This window comes from Variovorax saccharolyticus (assembly GCF_030316765.1).
GTDB lineage: Bacteria > Pseudomonadota > Gammaproteobacteria > Burkholderiales > Burkholderiaceae_C > Variovorax > Variovorax saccharolyticus.
This window is the reverse complement of sequence record NZ_JASZYT010000009.1, coordinates 219,738-238,944: the sequence shown is the minus strand read 5'-3', so window position 1 is coordinate 238,944 and position 19,207 is coordinate 219,738. Positions and strand designations below refer to the sequence as shown.

General features: G+C 69.5%; 19 protein-coding genes. 10 read left to right on the top strand and 9 right to left on the bottom strand.

The genetic code is table 11. The features are described 5' to 3' along the window. Positions 1 to 9: 9 nt before the first annotated feature. The 4 genes from QTI45_RS25875 (at position 10) to QTI45_RS25860 (ending at position 4,918) form a co-directional block, all read left to right on the top strand. On the top strand, positions 10 to 1,356 hold the full coding sequence (locus QTI45_RS25875; protein ID WP_286656337.1) for an HlyD family type I secretion periplasmic adaptor subunit: 1,347 nt from the start codon (positions 10 to 12) through the stop codon (positions 1,354 to 1,356). 50 nt (positions 1,357 to 1,406) lie between these two features. Further along, positions 1,407 to 2,711 (top strand): TolC family outer membrane protein, encoded by a 1,305-nt coding sequence (locus QTI45_RS25870; protein ID WP_286369566.1) that lies wholly within the window; start codon positions 1,407 to 1,409, stop codon positions 2,709 to 2,711. Between the two features lie 136 nt (positions 2,712 to 2,847). Further along, positions 2,848 to 3,642: a response regulator transcription factor gene (locus QTI45_RS25865; protein WP_286656336.1), complete on the top strand. Its 795-nt coding sequence runs from the start codon at positions 2,848 to 2,850 to the stop codon at positions 3,640 to 3,642. A gap of 16 nt (positions 3,643 to 3,658) precedes the next feature. Continuing rightward, complete coding sequence (locus QTI45_RS25860; RefSeq protein WP_286656335.1) at positions 3,659 to 4,918, top strand: sensor histidine kinase; 1,260 nt, start codon at positions 3,659 to 3,661, stop codon at positions 4,916 to 4,918. 10 nt (positions 4,919 to 4,928) lie between these two features. Here QTI45_RS25860 and QTI45_RS25855 read toward each other — a convergent pair whose 3' ends face one another. The 5 genes from QTI45_RS25855 to QTI45_RS25835 form a co-directional block, all read right to left on the bottom strand. Continuing rightward, positions 4,929 to 5,732 carry an ABC transporter substrate-binding protein gene (locus tag QTI45_RS25855; RefSeq protein WP_286656334.1) on the bottom strand — a complete coding sequence of 268 codons (804 nt, stop codon included), beginning with the start codon at positions 5,730 to 5,732 and terminating at the stop codon, positions 4,929 to 4,931. Continuing rightward, positions 5,732 to 6,604, bottom strand: coding sequence for a metal-dependent hydrolase (locus QTI45_RS25850; RefSeq protein WP_286369562.1), 873 nt, complete (start codon positions 6,602 to 6,604; stop codon positions 5,732 to 5,734). The genes QTI45_RS25855 and QTI45_RS25850 overlap by 1 nt, the downstream gene beginning before the upstream one ends. An 81-nt stretch (positions 6,605 to 6,685) precedes the next feature. Next, positions 6,686 to 8,056 (bottom strand): MmgE/PrpD family protein, encoded by a 1,371-nt coding sequence (locus tag QTI45_RS25845; RefSeq protein WP_286656333.1) that lies wholly within the window; start codon positions 8,054 to 8,056, stop codon positions 6,686 to 6,688. 54 nt (positions 8,057 to 8,110) lie between these two features. Further along, positions 8,111 to 9,082 carry a Bug family tripartite tricarboxylate transporter substrate binding protein gene (locus QTI45_RS25840; protein ID WP_286656332.1) on the bottom strand — a complete coding sequence of 324 codons (972 nt, stop codon included), beginning with the start codon at positions 9,080 to 9,082 and terminating at the stop codon, positions 8,111 to 8,113. Positions 9,083 to 9,116: 34 nt separating this feature from the next. Beyond that, positions 9,117 to 9,809: a GntR family transcriptional regulator gene (locus QTI45_RS25835; RefSeq protein ID WP_286656331.1), complete on the bottom strand. Its 693-nt coding sequence runs from the start codon at positions 9,807 to 9,809 to the stop codon at positions 9,117 to 9,119. A 135-nt stretch (positions 9,810 to 9,944) separates the two neighbouring features. Here QTI45_RS25835 and QTI45_RS25830 point away from each other — a divergent pair, with 135 nt between their 5' ends. From QTI45_RS25830 to QTI45_RS25805, 6 genes are read left to right on the top strand one after another with little or no spacing between them, the layout of a single operon-like run. Continuing rightward, entirely contained in the window at positions 9,945 to 11,135 is a 1,191-nt protein-coding gene (locus QTI45_RS25830) for a CaiB/BaiF CoA transferase family protein (protein WP_286656330.1), read from the top strand. Between the two features lies 1 nt (position 11,136). Beyond that, on the top strand, positions 11,137 to 11,946 hold the full coding sequence (locus QTI45_RS25825; RefSeq protein ID WP_286656329.1) for an enoyl-CoA hydratase: 810 nt from the start codon (positions 11,137 to 11,139) through the stop codon (positions 11,944 to 11,946). A 24-nt stretch (positions 11,947 to 11,970) separates the two neighbouring features. Beyond that, a complete protein-coding gene (locus tag QTI45_RS25820) occupies positions 11,971 to 12,957 on the top strand; it encodes a zinc-binding dehydrogenase (protein ID WP_286656328.1) in 987 nt (328 codons plus the stop codon). Positions 12,958 to 12,990: 33 nt separating this feature from the next. After that, complete coding sequence (locus QTI45_RS25815) at positions 12,991 to 13,962, top strand: Bug family tripartite tricarboxylate transporter substrate binding protein (protein WP_286656327.1); 972 nt, start codon at positions 12,991 to 12,993, stop codon at positions 13,960 to 13,962. Positions 13,963 to 13,999: 37 nt separating this feature from the next. Continuing rightward, entirely contained in the window at positions 14,000 to 14,677 is a 678-nt protein-coding gene (locus QTI45_RS25810) for a GntR family transcriptional regulator (RefSeq protein ID WP_286369554.1), read from the top strand. A gap of 10 nt (positions 14,678 to 14,687) precedes the next feature. Continuing rightward, positions 14,688 to 15,683, top strand: a complete 996-nt coding sequence (locus tag QTI45_RS25805; RefSeq protein ID WP_286656326.1) for a Bug family tripartite tricarboxylate transporter substrate binding protein — start codon at positions 14,688 to 14,690, stop codon at positions 15,681 to 15,683. On the opposite strand, the gene QTI45_RS25800 is transcribed toward QTI45_RS25805, so the two are convergent. The 4 genes from QTI45_RS25800 to QTI45_RS25785 form a co-directional block, all read right to left on the bottom strand. Beyond that, a complete protein-coding gene (locus QTI45_RS25800; protein WP_286656325.1) occupies positions 15,670 to 16,428 on the bottom strand; it encodes an alpha/beta fold hydrolase in 759 nt (252 codons plus the stop codon). The genes QTI45_RS25805 and QTI45_RS25800 overlap by 14 nt on opposite strands. A gap of 7 nt (positions 16,429 to 16,435) precedes the next feature. After that, the gene (locus tag QTI45_RS25795) at positions 16,436 to 17,485 is read right to left on the bottom strand and encodes a M14 family zinc carboxypeptidase (protein ID WP_286656324.1); all 1,050 of its coding nucleotides are present in this window, start codon (positions 17,483 to 17,485) and stop codon (positions 16,436 to 16,438) included. A 28-nt stretch (positions 17,486 to 17,513) separates the two neighbouring features. Then, positions 17,514 to 17,900, bottom strand: coding sequence for a hypothetical protein (locus QTI45_RS25790; RefSeq protein WP_286656323.1), 387 nt, complete (start codon positions 17,898 to 17,900; stop codon positions 17,514 to 17,516). 335 nt (positions 17,901 to 18,235) lie between these two features. After that, positions 18,236 to 19,156 carry a DUF3616 domain-containing protein gene (locus QTI45_RS25785; protein ID WP_286656322.1) on the bottom strand — a complete coding sequence of 307 codons (921 nt, stop codon included), beginning with the start codon at positions 19,154 to 19,156 and terminating at the stop codon, positions 18,236 to 18,238. Positions 19,157 to 19,207 lie beyond the last annotated feature (51 nt).

Here is a 19,207-nt window from a genome sequence, read left to right as displayed (position 1 = left end):
GCCATTGCCATGACGATGAATCCACCTCCCGTGCCCGACGCCGACATCGGCTTGACCGACGAAGGGTCGCTGCGCACCGACGCCGCCCGCCACACGCGCCTGGGCTGGTGGATCGTGCTCGCCGGCGTCGGCGGCTTCCTGCTGTGGGCGTTGCTGGCGCCGCTGGACAAGGGCGTGCCGATGAGCGGCACGGTGACGGTCGCCGGCAACAAGAAGGCGGTCCAGCACCAGACCGGCGGCACGGTTCAGACCATCCTGGTCAAGGAAGGCGACAGCGTGACGGCCGGGCAGCCCCTGGTGCACATGAACTCCGTGCAGGCGCGCTCGAACGCGGCGGTCACGCGGGTGCAGTACTACACCGCGCGCAGCACCGAGGCGCGGCTGCTCGCCGAGCGCGATGGCCGAGCGGCGGTCGTCTTCCCGGCCGATGCCGAGGCGGCCCGCAGCGATCCGCGGGTGGCCGCCATCCTGTCGGTGCAGCAGCAGCTGTTCTCGTCGCGGCGCTCTTCGCTGCAGGCCGAGCTGTCGGCGCTGGACGAGAACATCGCGGGCATCGAGGCCCACACCGCGGGGCTGCGGGAAGCCCGCGTCGGCAAGCAGGAGCAGATGAAGTTCCTGAAGGAACAGCTCGACGGCATGCGGGAGCTCGCGCGCGATGGCTACGTGCCGCGCAACCGGCTGCTGGAACTGGAGCGCACCTGGGCGCAGCTGTCTTCCTCGCTGTCGGAGGACCTGGGCAACATCGCGAAGGGCCAGAGGCAGACCAGCGAACTCAGGCTGCGGCGCCTGCATCGCCAGCAGGAGTTCCAGAAGGAGGTCCGCACCCACCTGGCCGAAGTGCAGAAGGAGGCCGATGCGCTGCGCAGCCAGCTGGAGAACCTCGACCACGAACTGGCCAACGCGGTGGTGCGGGCGCCGGTCGACGGCACCGTCGCGGACCTGAGCATCTTCACGCAGGGTGGCGTGGTCTCGCCGGGCTTCCGGATGATGGACATCGTGCCGCAGGGCGAGCCCCTGATCGTCGAGGGCCACGTGCCGGTGCACCTGATCGACTCGGTGCGTCGCGATCTCCCGGTGGAGCTGATCTTCTCTGCGTTCAACCAGAACACCACGCCGCGCATTCCGGGCGTGGTCACCCAGGTCTCGGCCGACCGGCTGATGGACGAGAAGACCGGCTTGCCCTACTACCGCATGCATGCCGAGCTCACGCCCGAAGGCCGCATCGAGATCAGCAAGCTGCCGGTGCGCCCGGGCATGCCGGTCGAACTGTTCGTGAAGACCGGCGAACGGACGCTGGCCAACTACCTCACGCGCCCGATCAGGGACAACCTGAAGATGGCCCTGACGGAGGAATGAACTTGCAGCTGCGACGGTGCGCGGGAGGCTGGGCCGGGGTGGCGATGTCGATGCTGTTCTTGTGTGGCCCGGCCTCGGCCGCCGACGATCGGATGGGCCTGATGCAAGCCTATGAAGCCGCGCTCGCGAACGACCCGAAGTTCCAGTGGGCCCGGGCTGCGCGGCAGGAGGGCCTCGAGTACCAGGCGCTCGGGCGCGCCCGGGTCCTGCCGACGGTCTCCGCGGTGGCGTCGAGCAACCGCAACCGGGCCGAGGTCACGGATTCGAACGGGCGGGTCGACAACCGGGGCGGCTACGCCAGCAGCACCTCCAGCCTGCAGTTGCGCCAGCCGCTCTACGACCCCGGGGCCTGGGCCGCCCGCGACCAGGGCATTGCGCGCACGGCCGCCAGCGAGGCGCTGTTCGCCTCGCGCGAGCAGGAGCTCATGGTGCGGGTCTTCGATGCCTACTCCAGGGCCTTGCTGGCGGCGGAAGAAGTGCGGCTGGTGCAGGCGCAGCTCAGGGCGCTGGACGAGCAGCTGCGCTCGAACGAGCAGCGCCTGGCAGGCGGCGAGGGGACCCGCACCGACGTGCTGGAAACCGCTTCGAAGCGCTCCCTGATGCAGGCGCACCTGGTGGTGGCGCAGGACCACGCGCAGAGCGAGCTGAATGCACTGCAGGCCATGATCGGCGTTCCGGTCGGCACGCTCGAGCGGCTCAAGGCCGACGGCGCCGGCGTGCCGCCGCTCGCGGACTCGCTCGACGAATGGCGCGCGCGGGTGCTGACTTTCAACAGCGAAGTCGAGAGCCTGAAGCAGGCCATCGCCGCCGCCCGCCAGGAAGTCGTGCGCGTCGAGAGCGGGCATCTGCCGCGGCTCGAACTGCTGATGAGCGTCGGCGACAGCCAGTCGGACACCACCTCAACCTACCAGCAGTCGTCGCGCACCGGCACGGTCGGACTGCAGCTGAACGTGCCGCTCTATGCGGGTGGCGCGGTCTCGGCGGCGGTGCGCCAGGCGCTGGCGCAGCTGTCCAAGGCGGAGGCGGACCTGGCCTCGCGGGTGGCCGAACTGCAAGTGGACCTGCAGCGCCAGTACCGCGTGCAGCGCTCCAGCGTCCAGCGCATCGAGGCGCTGGTGGCCGCCGTCGTGACCAGCCACACGCTGGTCGATGCGACGCGCCGCAGCTTCGTCGGCGGCGAGCGCACCAACGTGGATGTGCTCGACTCGCAGGAGCGCCTGGCGCAGTCGATCCGCGACCTGATCGAGGCACGCTACCAGCAGCTGTTCGCGGGCCTGCGCGTGCGCCAGCTCGCCGGCGTGCTGCAGGAGCCCGACCTGCGCGCGGTCGCGGCCCAGTTCGGCGATCGACCCTAGTTCCTGCACTCGCCGGCCATGCAATGCTTCACGGAACTGCGTTACTCCCACTAGCAATTTGGCCCGCTTCGCTATACCTTCGTCGACACTGACGGGTGCATTCGAGAGGAGACGCGATGGAAGCTGGTACAAGACCATGAAGAGTTCGCTGCAGACGCCCCCCACGACGGCCGATGTGTTCGGCCTCACGAGCAGCAATGGCCAGCCGTACGAGACCCGTCACAACCTGGCGTCGGTCTGGCCGGATTTCCTCACCTTCGAGCCGGGCCGGATGGTGCGCGTGGTCCTGATCGACGACGACCCCCACATCCGCCGCGTGATCGCCGGCGAGCTGACCTCCGACCTGCGCATCGACCTGGTCGGCCAGGCCGAATGCGCGCGCAGCGGCAAGCGGCTGGTGTCGAGCGCCGAGTTCGACGTCATGATCGTCGACCTCAACCTGGGCGACGGCTCCGGCTTCGAGCTGATCGAGCACATGAAGCGGGTACGCAATCACGCCGAGGCGATCGTGATCTCGGTCATGGATGACGAGCAGCGCGCCATTCGCGCCTTCGAGCTCGGCGCCACCGGCTACCTGGTCAAGAACGCATGGTTCGGCAGCTTTCCGCAGGCGGTACTGCAGGTGTGCAGCGGCGGCGCGTCGATCACGCCCAACCTGGCGCGACGGCTGCTGCAGCGGCTCGGGGCGCCCTCCGCGGCGGCTTCGACCGCGGCGGGCGAGGGGACGGCCGGCGAGAGCCATGTGCTCTCGGAGCGCGAGCGCGAGGTGCTCAAGCAGGTGGCGCTCGGCCACACCAGTCCCGAGATCGCGGAGCATTTCGGGCTCAGCGTCCAGACCGTCAACACCCACATCCGCAACATCTATCGCAAGCTGCGCGTGCGGTCCAGGGCCCAGGCGGTCAGCCAGGCGTCGCACCGGCGGCTGATCTGAGCGCGCGCTGCCCCGCATGACAGTGGTCGCTTCGCAAGCTGGCCCGCTGCTCGGCCTGGTGGCGGTCGTCCTGACGGTGGCCGTGCTGTCGATCTCCGGGCGGCAGCGCGAGCACAAGGGGCTGGACCTCGCGATGGCCCTGGGGCTGCTGGCCTGGATGGTCTTCCTGGCGTGGCAGGCGCGCTTCTCGCCCACGCCGCCGGGACCGGTCGACGAATTCATCGAGCACATGGGCTATCAGCTGTGCGTTGCCGCCGCCTGCACGCTGGTGCTGACGGGCACGCGGATCGGCGGCCGCCTGACCTGGATCGTCTGGGTGGTGCAGGTGGCCGGCGGCGGGGCCGTGCTGCTCGCCTGGACCTGGCTCGGCCACGCGGGCTGGTTCTATGTCTGGGAGGCCACCAACTGGCTGATCGTCGGCGCGGTGCTGGCCTTGCTGCTGTGGCGATGGCCCTCCTACCGCCGCGAGAAGGTGGTGGGCACGGCGCTGCTGTCGGTGGTGCTGCTGCTCTACTGCCTGGTCTCGGACCTCTGGCACCATCCCACCTCCAGGCTGGCGGTGGCCGGGATGTTCATCTATCCCACCGTGCTGGTCGCCCTGTGGTCGCTGGTGACGACGCAGTTGCGAGCTCGCGCGCAAGCCGCGAGCCGTGGCCTGGGCGACCTGCAGCGCCAGCGGATCGCCCAGGACGTGCACGACGGCGTCGGCTCCCAGCTGGTGTCGATCCTCTCGTCGCTGGACCTGAAGAACCCCGAGCAGCAGGCCCTGGCCATGGCGCTGGAGCAGTGTCTTCTCGACTTGAAGATCACGGTCGACACGCTGCAGCAGGACAGCCCCAGCCTGGTCGAGGGCCTGGCCATGCTCCGCTATCGCATCCAGCCCAGCCTGGGCCGGCTCGGGGTCGAACTGCACTGGCAAGTCGAAGACCATCCGGCGCTCGAGCGGCTGCCCTCGCTCAGCGTCACGCACAGCTTGCGCATCGCCCAGGAGGCGGTGGCCAACGTGATGCGCCACGCCGGCGCCAGCGAGTTGACGATGAGCTGCCGCTGTCTGCAGGACGGCCATGGCGTGGAGCTGCAGGTGGTCGACAACGGGCGGGGCATGCCGCCCGCATCGGCCAGCGCCCGGCATCAGGGCCGGGGGCTCAGAGGCATGCAGCGCCGCGCCGAGGAGGCCGGGCTTCAGCTCGCCATCACGGATGCGCCGGGGCGAGGCACCGCGGTGCGCCTGTCGATCCCGGTGCCTCCTGCCGGCGCGCGGACAGAGCTCGGCTGAGGCGGCCGGGTCATGGTGCGCGCGCCGGTGCCACCCCGGCGCCCTCGATGCCGTGCTTCTGCAGCGAGGCGGCGACGAAGCCGGAGGCCTTCATGTCCTCGATGAAGCCGCTCAGCCAGGCCTGGGCCGCGAGCCGGCCCTTGGGCACGCCCATGGCCTGTTCGATGACCATGAAGCGTCCGGGCAGCAGGCGCACGCCGCCCGCGCGCCGGGCGTCCGCCTCCAGTTGCTGCTTGACGCCGGCCGCCACTTCGAGGTTCTGCGCCAGGAACATGTCGGTGACCGCCGGCGAGGTCGGCGCCCGCACCAGCGTCGCGGACTTCAGCTCGCGTGTGAGGTACAGGTCGTAGGCGCTGCCGCGGCCCACGACGACCCGCGTGCCGGCGCGGTCGACTTCCTCGTTGCGCTGCAGCGGCGAGGCGGTGCGCACCAGGTAGGCGCCTTCGATGATCACGTAGGGGGCCGTGTAGTCGGTGTCGGCCGCCCGGACCGGATCGATGGCGACGAAAGCCAGGTCGACCTGGCGCGCCTTGACCGCCTCCACCACGTTGCCGGCGGAATTGAAGACCACCAGCTCGATCGGCAGGTCGAGCCGGCGCGCCGCCTCGCGCGCCAGGTCGACCGAGACGCCGCGCGGCTCGCCGGCCGCGTCCCGGCTGGCGAGGATCGGATTGCCCAGGTTGATCGCGGCGCGCAGCTTGCCCGTGGAACCGAGCTCCGCCCTGGCGCCGGCGCGAGGGTCGGGCGCGGTGCCCGCGCAGCCGGCCAGCAGCACTCCGCCCGCGGCGATGAAGGAGCGGCGAGTGGGCGTCATCAGAAGTCGACCTTCTGGCCCGGCTCGGGCACCAGCACCCGGGTCGCGGAAGCGCTGCCGAGCGCAGAAGTGAACTCGGCCGGCGTGCCCCGCAGCAGGGGAAAGGTGCCGTAGTGAATCGGAATCGCGTACTTCGGCTTGATCATGTCGCGCACGGCGGTGGCCGCGTCCTGCGGGCCCATCGTGAAGTGGCCGCCGATCGGGATCAGCACCAGGTCGGGCTTGAATGTTTCGCCGATCAGCTTCATGTCGCCGTACAGGCCGGTATCGCCCATGTGCCAGATCTTGAAGCCGTTCTCCAGCTCGATGATGTAGCCCACCGGCTCGCCGCCGAAGTGCGTTTCCTCCTTGTCGGTGGCGGGGTTCTTCCACACCAGTTCGGAAGAATGCTCGGCATGGACCGCCGTGATCTTCACACCGGTCGGTCCGAAGGGCGCGACCGTGCCGCTCTTGCCGAAGCGCTGCACCTGTGCCGTCGGCAGGATGCCGAGGCTCACGATCGCCGGGCCCATGCCGCCGCCGTTGTAGACCGGCACGTTGTTCATCTTCGCGAGCGCCGGCGCGTCGTTGAAGTGGTCATAGTGCGCGTGCGTCACCAGGATCAGGTCGACCTTGCCCAGCGCTTGCAATTGCTTGAACGCCGCCGGCGTCTTCGGATTGGTGGTGAGCCAGGGGTCGACCACGATGACCTTGCCCCCGGGCGTCGTGATGCGCATGGTGGCCTGGCCGAGCCAGAGCACTTCGGCCTTGCCTGCTGCGATGGCTCCGGGTGGCGCAGGCTGCAGCGCCGGTGCCTGCACGGCGGTGCCTGCGCACCCCACGAGGGTGGCGGCCAGTGCGGCGATGGAAATCAGGGAGGCGAATCTCTTCATGTGCATCTCTCTCTTCTTGTTGAAAAAGCTCCAGCGCCAGCCGCCGCGGCGTCTCGCGCGGTGCGGGCTTGCGCGACCCGCTCAGGGGCGCGCGAGGCGGGTCAGGGCGCGAACGTCCGCTGCCTTGCCGAGCGACCAGCATGCGGCAAGCAGCTCGGAAGTCCGCTCGGCGCCGAGGATTCCGTCCGACAGGCCGTGGAACTTGCGCTCCAGGTCGGCATCGCTCATCGGGCGCTGCAGCGAGCCGATGGCGTGTTCGACGAACACGTGCTCGCGGCGGCCGTCCATCAGCACGGCGGTCACGTCGGCGCTGGCCTCGTCGATGCGGTCGTCCACCGTCGCCACGACCTTGCGCCGCAGCGCGACCACGTCGGGCCGGTTCACGATGTCGTCGGCGAACTCCTCTTCGGCCGCCCGCCCGAACACCAGGCCGGCGGCGCAGCCGTGGTAGACGCTGAACTTGCCTTGCAGGCCGTCGGCCGGTTCCTTCTTGCCGGTGAGTTCGAGCACCAGCGAATGGACCTTGAGCTCGATGCGCTCGATCTGCCCGGGCTGGACGCCGCGTTCGCGCAACTGCACGCAGGCATCGATGCTCGGATGGATCACGATGCCGCAGGCGAAGGGCTTGTAGCTGTTGAACGAGATCTCGAAGCGCTCGCCGAGTTCATCGGTCACTTCGTTCCATGCGTACTTGGTGGACACCACCTGCGCCCAGCCGCGCGGCGCCTCGATCGCCCTCGGGCTCGCGGTGTAGCCATGCTGCGCCATCAGTGCCGCCATCAGGCCGGCGCGCGCGGCGCCACCCGGATGGAAGGGCTTGGTCATGGTGCCGAACTGCTCGCGCAGCCCGATCGGCTGCGAGGCAGCGATGCCGAGCGCCATCGCCGTGCGGTCGGCATCCAGCCCGAGCAGGCGGGCGCAGCCGGCGGCGGCGCCCAGCATGCCGGTGGTCCCGGTGATGTGCCAGCCGCGGTCGTAGTGATCGGGGTACACCGTGTTGCCGAGCCGGCAGGCGACGTCGATGCCGAGCACCAGCGCATCGAGCACCGCACGGCCGCTGGCGCCGGTGTGCTCGGCCAGCGCCAGCACGGCCGAGGCCACCGGGCCGGCCGGGTGGATGATGGTCTTCAGGTGCGTGTCGTCGAAGTCGAAGGTGTGCGAGCTGATGCCGTTGAGCAGCGCCGCGCTGGCGATGTCGACCTTCTCGGTGCGGCCGAGCAGGGTGGCTTGGGGCGCCGGCTGCAGCACCTGCACCGCGGCCAGGGCGGCGTCGACCGCTTCGTGGCGCGCCGCGCCCACAGCGCAGCCCAGCCAGTTGAGGAAGGTCCGGTGGGCTTCGTTATCGACCGCGTCGCTCCAGCCGCGCGAGGCGTGGCCGGCGACGTATTCGGCCAGGATGCGGGTGACGGGAGGGGCGTTGTGGTCGGCTGCGACCTGGGTGTTGCGTGCCATGTGAGTGAGAGCTCTTGCTGGAAGGTTGGAAGAAAAACGGAAAGCTGCGGTGCGCTAGCTGTCGAGTTCGATGTTGCGGTCGCGGGCCAGCCGGGTCCAGCGCGCGATGTCGGCCCGGATGTAGTCGGCGAATTGCTGCGGGCTCATCGGCATCGGCTCGACCGCCTCGACCGACAGCTTCTCGCTCAGGTCCGGCGCCTTGAGCACCGCGTTCAGCGATTCGTTGAGCTGGCGCACGACATCGGCCGGCATGCCGGCCGGACCGACCACGCCGTACCACTGCATGGCATCGAAGCCCTTCAGCCCCAGTTCCTCGAGCGTCGGCACCTCCGGCACCGCGGCATGGCGCTTCGCGCCGGTGACGGCCAGCGCGCGCACCCGCCCCGACTTGAGATGCGGCATCGCCGCGGCAAGACCCGGGAACATGGCCTGGGTCTGGCCGCCCATGAGATCGGTGAAGGCGGGCGCGATGCCCCGATAGGGCACATGCACCATGAACACCCCGACCTGCTGCTTCAGCAGTTCCATGGTCAGGTGAGTGAGCGAGCCCGCGCCGGCGGACCCGTAGCTGACCTTGCTCGGATTCGATTTCAGATAGGCGACGAACTGCTTGAAGTCCTTGGCCGGCATGTCGGCGTTGACGACCAGCACATTGGGCGTGCCGCCGATCATGCCGATCGCGGTGAAGTCCTTGACCGCGTCGTAGGGCAGGCGGCGCGTGGCGGGTGCCGTGCCATGCGTCGCGACGTAGCCCTGCATCAGCGTGTAGCCGTCGGCTGGCGCGCGGGCGGTGTTCTGCGACGCGATCACGCCGCCGCCGCCGGCCTGGTTGTCGACCACGAAGGTCTGGTTCAGGACCTTGCCCCAGCGCTCGGTCACGGTGCGGCCGACCATGTCGCTGCCGCCGCCGGCGGACACCGGCACGATGTAGCGGATCGGCTTGTTCGGATAGCCCTGGGCGTGGGCCGGGCCATGCAGCCCGATCAGGGTCGGGGGCAGCGCGAGGACGAAGGTGCGGCGCTTCATGGGTCTTGTCTCCTGGTTGTCTCGAAGAAGTGGGTCAGCCGGTCAGGCCGGAGAGCCGGATGTAGGCATCGCCGACGTGGCGTGCCATCAGCCTTTCGCAGCGGGGGACGTCACCGTCGCGCAGCGCGCGGGCGATCGCCACGTGCTCGGCGATGGATGCGCGCATGCCCATGTCCTGCGAAAGATTCTTCAGGCGCGAGAGGTGCAGCTTCTGCACCACGCCGCGGTAGGTGTCGGCCAGCGCGTGATTGCCGGCGGCTTCGACGATCGCCCAGTGGAAGCTCAGGTTCTCGCGGTAGTAGCGCTGCACGTCGCGAGCGGCGAAGGCGGCCTTCATGTCGGCGATGGAGGCATCGAGCGCATCGGCCAGCGCGATGCGCGCCGGCTCGCCCAGTCTTGCCGCGCGGCGGCCCGCGAAGCCGTCGAGCAGCCCGCGCATTTCGTACAGGTCCTGCAACTCCGCGGCGTCCGGTTCGCGCACGAACACGCCCGCGTGCTTGCGGGCCACGACCAGGCCCGTGCTTTCGAGTTCGCGCAGCGCCTCGCGCACCGGCACCCGGGAGACGCCCAGGCGCGCGGCGATGTCGGGCTCGTTGATGCGTTGGCCGGTCGGCAGTTCGCCGCGCAGGATCATGGCCAGCATGTCGTCGCGGACCAGCTTGGCGAGCGGAATGTCGCGCACGGCCGAGAGCGAGTCGGCGGGGGGGTCGGAGAGCCAGGGCAGCATGAGGAAGTCCGTTGTGGTACAGATATCGTATACGAATGAATAAAAAAATGTCCACTTGTTTTTAAAAAGTGTTGACACTTGATCGAGAGATATCAACAATCCAGCCGATCCGAAGGCCATCCAAGTCCACCCCGAATGCCCCATCTGCCTGCCTCCTCAGCCCTGCAACGCTTCCGCGTGATCGACCTGACCCAGGTGCGCGCCGGCCCCACCGCCTGCCGCCAACTGGCGGACTGGGGGGCCGACGTGATCCAGGTCCAGATGCCCGAGCACATGCGGGGCGACGACACCCTGGGCGGGCAGGACGGCTCCGACTACCAGTACACCCATCGCAACAAGCGCTCGATCACGCTCAACCTCAAGGAGGACGCGGGCGTGGCGACCTTGAAGCGCCTGATCGCCGCGGGCGACGTGGTGGTCGAGAACTTCAGGCCCGATGTGAAATTCCGCCTGGGCATCGACTACGAGACGCTGGCGGTGGACAACCCGGGTCTGGTCTACGCCAGCATCTCCGGCTTCGGCCAGTCGGGCCCGCTGGCGACGCGCCCGGGCTTCGACCAGATCGCCCAGGGCATGGGCGGCCTGATGTCGGTGACCGGGCTGCCCGGCGACGGCCCGGTGCGGGTCGGCATTCCGATCGCCGACCTGTGCGCCGGCATCTTCGCGGCGCAGGGCATCCTGGTGGCGCTGCTGGAGCGCGAGTCCTCCGGCCGCGGCCAGTGGCTGCACACCTCGCTGCTGGAGTCGATGGTCTACATGATGGATTTCCAGACCTCGCGCTACCTGATCGACGGCGAGGTCGCCAGCCAGGCCGGCAACTTCCATCCGACCAGCATCCCGACCGGGGTCTACAAGGCGCGCGACGGCTACCTCAACATCGCGGTCTTCGGCTCCAAGATCTGGGAGCGCTTCTGCCACATCCTCGGTGCGCCCGAGTGGATCACGGACGAGCGCTACCACGACAAGCCCTCGCGCTCGATCAACCGCGACGCGCTCAACGCGCAGATCGAGCGCCGCCTGGCCGCGCACGACCGCAGCCACTGGATCGAGCAGTTCAATGCCGGCGGCGTGGCCTGCGGGCTCATCAGCGACATGCGCGAAGTCTTCGCCGAGCCGCAGATCGAGCACCTGGGCATGGTCAAGGAAGTGGTCTCGCCGCGCCTGGGCCGGCAGCGGCTGGTCGGCCAGCCGATGCAGCTCGAGCGCACGCCCAGCACCATCGCCCGCGCCGCGCCGCGCCGCGGCGAACACACCGAGGAGGTGCTGCTCGAGCTCGGCATCGCCGCCGACGAGATCACGCGCATGAAAGCCAATGGAGTCTATTGAGATGTCGAATCCCGCCTACGCATCGAGCACCGAACGCGTCCAGACCTGGCTCGATGGGAGCACGCTGCATATCCGCTTCAACAACCCGGTGCGGCACAACGCGCTGTCGGTCGACATGTGGGAGGCGGTGCCGCCGCTGCTGCGCGTCGCGCAGGACGACGACCGGGTGCGGCTGGTCGTGTTCTCTGGCGCCGGCGAGAAGGCTTTCGTCTCGGGCGCGGACATCTCGCAGTTCGAGGACATGCGCGCTGCGCGTGAGGCCGTCACCCGCTACGAGGCGATGGCCGAAGAGGCGCTCATGAGCATCCACGACTTCCCGAAGCCGACGCTGGCCTGCATTCGCGGCTGGTGCATCGGCGGCGGCGTGAACGTGGCGATCAGCTGCGACATCCGCATCGCCGCGGCCGATGCGGTGTTCTCGATCCCCGCGGCGCGGCTGGGCCTGGGCTACCGCTATTCGGCGATGAAGAACCTGGTCGACCTGATCGGGCCCGGAGCCGCCAAGGACCTGTTCTTCACCGCGCGGCGCATCGATGCCGTGGAGGCAAAGTCGCTGGGCCTGGTCTCGCGCTTGTGCGCGCCGGAAGCACTCGATGCGCTGCTGGCCGAGTACACCGGCGCGCTCGCCGACAACGCGCCGCTGACCGTGGCGGCCGGCAAGGCGATCACGCGCGAGATCCTCAAGCCTTCGCCCGAGCTGGATCTGGCCCTGTGCGCGTCGCTGATCCGCGGCTGCTTCGAGAGCGCCGACTACACCGAGGGCCGCACCGCCTTCATGCAGAAGCGCAAGCCCGTTTTCACCGGCCGTTGAACACAGAAAAACGAGAGACACACCATGCAGTCGTACTGGATGCAGATGACCGACACGGCCACCGCGCTCGAATTGCGCGAGACCGCGATGCCGCAGCCCGGAGCGCAGCAACTGCTGCTGCGCATGCGGGCCGCGGCGCTCAACCGCGGCGAATTCGTCGTCGGCCACGGCCTGCACGGCCAGGCCGGCAGCTGGAAGGCGATCGGCGGGGAAGGCGCGGGCGAGGTGGTCGCGGTGGGCGCGGAGGTCACGCGGTTCAAGCCCGGCGACCGGGTCATGGGCCGTTGCGCCGGCGCCTTCTCCGAGTTCGCGCTGATCGACGAGGCCGAGGCCATGGGCGTGCCCGCGGGCCTGTCGTGGGACGAAGCCGCCAGCGTCGCGATGACCTTTCTCGTGGCCTTCGACATGCTGGTGCTGCAGGGACGGCTCGAGGCGGGCGACTGGGTGCTGGTCAACGGCGTCTCCTCGGGCGTCGGCGTCGCCTCGCTGCAGCTGGCGAAGGTGCTCGGCGCCAAAGTCATCGGGACTTCGGGCTCGGCCGACAAGCTGGCGCTGCTGCGTCCGCTCGGCCTGGACGTCGCGATCTGCAGCCGCAGCCCCGACTTCGCGGCTGCCGTGCTCGAAGCGACAGGCCAGCAGGGTGCCGACCTGGTCGTCAACACGGTCGGCGGCACGGTGTTCGCGGAGAACATCCGCGCCATGGCCTTCGAGGGCCGTCTCGCCACCGTAGGCTATGTCGACGGCGTGGTGCGGGCCGAGCTGGACCTCGCGGCGCTGCATGCCCGGCGGCTGACGCTGTTCGGCGTCTCCAACAAGCAGCGCACCAAGGCGCAGCGGGCGGCCGCCGTGCCGCGCTTCGTCGCCGAGGTGCTGCCGCATATCGCCGCCGGCAGGATCAGGCTGCAGATCGACCAGGTGTTCGACTTCGCGCGGCTGGCGGACGCCAAGGCGCGCATGGAAGCCGGCGGCCATGTCGGGAAGATCGTGCTGCGGATGCCGGCCGCTGCCTGACGCGCTGGACAACAAGGACAAGGAGACAAGCGGATGAACAAGACGACCCTGGTGCTGGCCCTGGGCCTGTGCGCACTTGCCGGCACGGCGCTGGCGCAGCCCGGCGACTACCCGAGCAAGCCGATCCGGCTGGTGATCGGCTTCGCGCCCGGCGGCGCGGCCGACTACGTGGCGCGCGCCATGAGCGATGCGCTGGGCAAGTCGCTCGGCCAGCCGGTGGTGGTCGACAACAAGCCCGGCAATGGCTCGAGCATCGCGGCCGAACTGGTGGCCAAGGCGCCGCCCGACGGCTATACGCTGCTGATCGCGAGCCCGAGCAGCATCTCGGTCAATCCGGCGCTCAACCCGAAGCTGGCCTATTCGGCGCGCGACCTCAAGGCCGTGACGAAGATGACCACCTCGCCGCTGGTGCTGGCGGTCAATCCCGCCACCGGCATCCAGTCCATCGCCGACCTGATCGCGGCGGCGAAGAAGGACCCCGGCAAGCTCAACTACTCGACCTCGGGCAACGGCTCGGCGCCGCACCTGGGCGCCGCGCTGTTCAGCCAGGTCACGGGCGTGGAGATGACGCACATCCCCTACCGCGGCGGCAGCCTGGCGATCCAGTCGGTGATGGCCGGCGACACGCAGCTGACCTTCGGCACATCGCCTTCGGTGCTGCCGATGGCGAGCGGCGGACGGCTGCGCGCGCTGGCGGTGAGCACCAGCGAGCGCTCCCCGCTGGTGCCCGGCCTGCAGGGCATGAAGGAAGCGGGCCTGCCTGGCTACAACCTCGAGTTCTGGTACGGCATGTTCGTGCCGGCCGGCACGCCGCCCGCGATCGCGAAGAAGATCTTCGATGCCACGACGGCCGCCATGCAGCAGCCCTCGGTCAAGGCATCGCTGGCGCGCGACGGCACCGAGGTGTCGCTGTCTTCATCGCCCGAGCAGTTCGAGGCCTTCCTGGCCGAGGACGGCAAGTTCTGGGTGAAATTGGTCAAGAGCGCCAACGTCAAGGTGGAGTGAGTGAAGCACGCAGCTTCTCTGCAGGTAGGATTTGCCCATGTCCACCCCTTCCTCCAGTTCCCGCGGCGCCGGCCTTTCGCATGCCATCGTGACCGAGCTCAAGCAGCTCATCTACAGCGGCGAGTTCAAGCCCGGCGAGCGGCTCAACGAGGCGGCGCTGGCGCTTCGCATGGGCACCAGCCGCGGCCCGATCCGCGAGGCGATCAAGGTGCTGGCCGGCCTGGGGCTGGTGAATGCGGTCGCCAACCGCGGCGTCTATGTGCGGCAGCTGTCGCTGCGCGAGATGATCGAGATCTACGAACTGCGCGCGCTGGTCTTCGGCTATGCGGCCGACCGCGCCTGCGAGCACTGCACCGAAGAGCACCGCAAGCGGATGGAGGATCTGCTCGACGCGATGGATGCGGCCTGCGAGGCCGAGGACGGCACGCTCTACTACGAGCTGAACCTGCAGTTCCATTCGCTGATCCTCGAGATCTCGAACAACCGGCGCGCCCACCAGGCCTACGACGACTACGTGAAAGAGCTGCACCTGGTGCGCCGCAAGTACTTCAACGCGCCCGGCAACATGCGGCGCTCGAACGCCGAGCATCGCGCGATCTTCGATGCCATCGTGGCAGCGAACAAGTCGCGCGCCCGCGCCGCCGCCGAGCGCCACGTGCATGCGGGCCGGGCCCGGCTGCTGTCGAACTTCGAGGAACCGCTGCAGGGCAGCTGACCCCGTGCCCATGACCCACGGATTCACCCGCCGCCGGGCCTGCCTCGCGGCTGCCGCCAGCGCGCTGTGGAGCGCGGCGCGCATGGCGATGGCGCAGGCCTATCCCGGCCGCCCGCCGCACCTGATCGTGCCCTTCACGCCGGGCGGCTCGTCGGACGTGCTGGGCCGCGCGATCGGGCAGGAACTCGGCCGCGCCTGGAACCAGGCGGTCGTGATCGAGAACGTGCCCGGGGCCGGCGGATCGGTCGGCGCCGAGAAGGTCGCCAGGGCGGCCGCGGACGGCTACACGCTGCTCATGGGCCACGTCGGCACGCTGGCCATCAATCCCTCGCTCTACCCCCGGCTCGGCTACGACCCGCTGCGCAGCTTCGCACCCGTGGCCTGGGTGGCCCGCGTGCCGAACGTGCTCGTGGTGCATGCGTCGGTGCCGGCCCGCACGCTGGCCGAACTGGTCGCCCTGGCGAAGGCGAGCCCCGGCCGGCTGGCCTACGGCTCGGGCGGCAACGGCAGTGCCGCGCACATCACGATGGAATACCTCAAGCTGCAGACCGGCACCTCTTTCCTGCACATTCCCTATCGGGGCACGGCGCCCTCGGTCAACGACCTGCTGGCCGGGCAGTTGCAGCTGCTCTTCACCGGCGCGCCGGCGTTGCTGCCCCACATCAAGGCCGGCACGATGCGGGCGCTGGCGGTCTCCAGCCCGCGCCGCATCGCGCTGCTGCCCGATGTGCCGACGGTGGCCGAGAGCGGCGTCGCCGGCACGAAGGGCTTCGAGGCCGACCAGTGGTACGGCGTGGTCGCACCCGCCGGGACGCCGGCCGACATCGTCTCGATGCTCAACCAGCAGATCAATCGATCGCTGGACTCGGCCGATGTCAAGGCGCGCCTGGCGGCCGAGGGCGCCGAGGCGACGCCCGCGACGCCTCAGGCCTTCGGCCAGCTGATCGCCAGCGAGATCAAGCGCTGGGAGCGCGTGGTCAAGGCCGCCCGGATCACTGTCGACTGAAGAAGGCGTGCGCCGCGACCTGCTCCGCGACCCAGCACCCGTCGTCCAGCGGAAGGTCATGGCCGGCGCTCGGGTGCTCCCCGAGGCTCGCCTTCCACTCGTGCGCCAGGCGCAGCGAGCAGCGCGCGTCGACCAGCGCATCGCGCCGGCTCACGAGCACCAGCAGCGGCACGGCCGGCGCCCGCGCCGGCGCCCTGTAGCGCATCGCCGCCAGCAGCTGCCGCAAGGCGTTGGCGCCGGACACCGGGCGCGTCTTGCGAATCGCGGTCCAGGCGTCGATCGCCTCGGTCATCGCGGCAGGCGGATGGCTGCTCGTCAGCTGCAGGATCTGCTGCTCGCGGCGTGCAGGGTCGGCGCTCAGCAGCAGGCTCAGCAGCGTGCCGTAGCTGGCCGGGCGCAGCCGCCGGTACCAGGGGCTGAAGCCGCGCAGGCTGGTGTTGATCAACACGCAGCCGTCCAGCTCGCCGGGGTGGCGGTCGGCCCAGTCCACCGCGATCATCGCGCCGAGCGACATCGCCAGCAGGCGATAGGGCGGCTCGATGCCGAGCGCGCGCAACTGCTGGCGGCAGCTCTCGGTTGTGGCCTCGATGCGGTCCGGGCTCTGCACTTGCCACAGCCGGCCGTTGCCGGGGATGTCGATCGCCAGCACCCGGGCGCCGGGCAGGCGGCCGCGAAGTTGCTCCGGGAAGCGGCCCCAGTGCGCGCTTTCGCGCGTCAGGCCGCGCAGCAGGACCCAGGTTTCCATCCGCGCGTCAGGCCCGTGCGCCATACCAGCGGGCCAGCGCGCTGGCCCGGTGCCCGGCCCGCTGCGGCCTGGCCGGCACCCAGCGCTCGTGGCTGCAGACGGCGCGGGTGACGAAGTCGAGCCAGCCGACATGGCGCCGCAGCACGCGCTGGCGGCGGTGTTCGATCACCGGGTTGAAGATGCCGGCGCGCGAGAAGAACTGGAGCGGATTCTTGCGCACCCAGAGCCACGAGCCCATCTCGAGCGTCATCGGCAGGAACACGGTGCCGGCTCTCTGGCTCGCGCTCATGTAGAGATGGTCCCAGAGGTCGCCATGCGTGAGGTATTGGCGGCTCTGGGGCTCGAGCACGTAGCGGTGGTGCGGCAGGGTCTGGTCGAGGATTTCGGCGAAGGCATGCACCTCGGGCAGATGCGCGATCGGCCGGCCGGTGTGGGCGAAGGGAAACCAGACGCGATCGGACATGCCGAAGCCGGAGTGGCAGTCCACCGAGATGCTGAAGGGGCGGGCGAGCAGCTCGCTTTCGACGATGCGGCACAGGGCGGCGCTCTCGCATTCCATCTGCGCGTTCTTGGCACCCCGATACCAGGGCAAGGCGGCGCTGATGCGCTGGCCGCCGATCAGGTAGGGCACCCTTTCGGCGGAATCGACGGGCGCATTGCGCATGAGGTCGACGCCGCGCGGGTTGGCGCGGGTGCCCAGCCACAGGCCGCCCGGGTTGACCAGCGGCACGAACACCAGCCGCATCGACTCCAGCATGCGGTGCAGCGACAGGTCCCACTGCAGCCGCATCACGATGCTGCGCAGGTAGGCGATGGCGACCTCGGCGCCGATGCGCTCGAGGCCGTGCACGCCGCCGAAGATGCCGACGGCCGGCGCATCCGGACGCTGGCTGCCCAGCACGTAGGCGTGGACGGGAAAGCGCCGCTCGCCGGCGTCGACTTCGCAGAGCAGGCGCCGCTCCATCCATGGCGCGCCCAGTTCGGCAAGCTGTTGCAGCTCTTCGAGTTCGGGGAGTTCCGTGGGCGTGACGGACGAGAAGCCCTGCAGCGTGATCATGGGAAAGATTCCATCGGGCGCGGCGTGCCTAGAGGCCGTCCCGCCTGGGGCGCCCGGCCTTCAGGGGGGTCAGCGCGTCGAGGGCCTCGCGCAGGGCCGCGGCCGGCAGGGCCTGCAGCGCATGCAGGCCGGCGCGCAGCAGCTCGCTTTTCTTCGTGGGCCGCTTGAAGCTCAGCGTCCGGTCCTTGAGGCTGGCGATCAGGGCGTAGTCCTCCTGCGGCATCGTGAAGCTGTCGCGCACCAGCTTTTCCTTGGGCCCGGGCGCCTTCTTGCCCACCGCGGCGGGCTTGTCGGCGGCCTTGGTCGAGGGCCTTCCTGCGGCGGCGTCCGGCTTCGGCGGGCGCAGGGACTTCGTCGCCTGGCGGGTCGCCGTCTTCTTTGCTGCCGGCCGGGAGGTGCGGGTCTGGACTGTCATGAGTGCGAGCTTGGGCCTGTTCACCCTACTTCCGGGGTCGCGAAGGTATGCCAGGGCGGGCCAATCAAGGCGCGCGACGCCGCATGTGCGTTGGCACATGCAAGGAGTGCAACGCGGAGTGGCACGCCCTGGCATACCTTCCCTTCGGGTTGCCGAGCCAAGTGGCCGTCTGCGGCGTTGCCCGCGCTTGCAAGGCGCAAGCCTTGCTGCGCGCGGGCGCCTTGCATCCAGCCCCTTGGCTCGACAACGCGATCCCCGGAAGTAGGGTGAACAGGCCCTAATGGTATAAATGATTTATACCGTATGTCGCGCTCGGCGTCACGCGCTTTCTCGGCTCAGACCACCTGCAGTCGATCGAGGTCCAGCAGCAGGTAGCTGGCAGGCTGCCCGGCCTTGCGGTCGCCGTCGTCGCTGACGATGACGATGCCTGCGCGGCCGCCGATCTCGGCCGGGCTCACGCCTTCGGCGCGCTCCAGGCTGGCCAGCCCTGCGATGCCGAGGCGACGCACTGCGTCTTGTGGCAGGCCTTCCCAGAGCCAGAGGGCGAACTCGCCGGTGCCGCGCGACACCGGCCCGCTGACGACCAGGTACGAGCCCAGCGCGGGAACGAAAGACAGGCCGCGAATGCCGTGCCCGTCCAGGTCGAGCTCGAACAGGGCGTCCGACAGCCGGGGCGGCTCGTCCTTTTCGAAGATGCCGGCAGGGTTCTCGATGCTGGCGATGATCGCGCGGCCTTCGTGCAGCGGGCTTCTGAAGCCGATCAGAAGTCGCTGCTGGTCGGGGCTGATTTCCAGGGCCTCGATGTTGAGCCCGCCCGCGTTCTTGGCATCCTTCTGCTCGGCCGCGGCCGCCAGCAGCGGATGCTTCGCCGTCATGGCCTGCTTCAGGCCTTCGACGACCCGGGTATCGAGGACCCGGTTGCCGTCGATACGGAATCGAACCAGCCGCTCACGCGACTTCTTCTCTTCGCCATCGTCGTTTCGGGAATGCGATGTGATGGCGTACACGAAGCCCGCCCGGTCCAGGGCCAGGCCTTCGAGGTCGTCGAGCTTCCAGAAGTCGCTGAAGATCTGAAGCAGCCCGGGCGTGAGCGGGGTGCTTGCGGCCGTTCCATCGTCGCCGATCGTGACCAGGCTGAACGGATGGCTCTTCTCGTCCTCTACCACCAGGAAGCGTCCATCCGGCAATTGCTGGATCGCCGACGGCTCGTAGATGCCCGGCAAGGGCTGGAAGGCGGGAGGAGGACTTTGCGCCACGCAGTCATTGTGGGCCGATGCGGCCGATCCGGGGGGCAAAGCGAGTGCTGT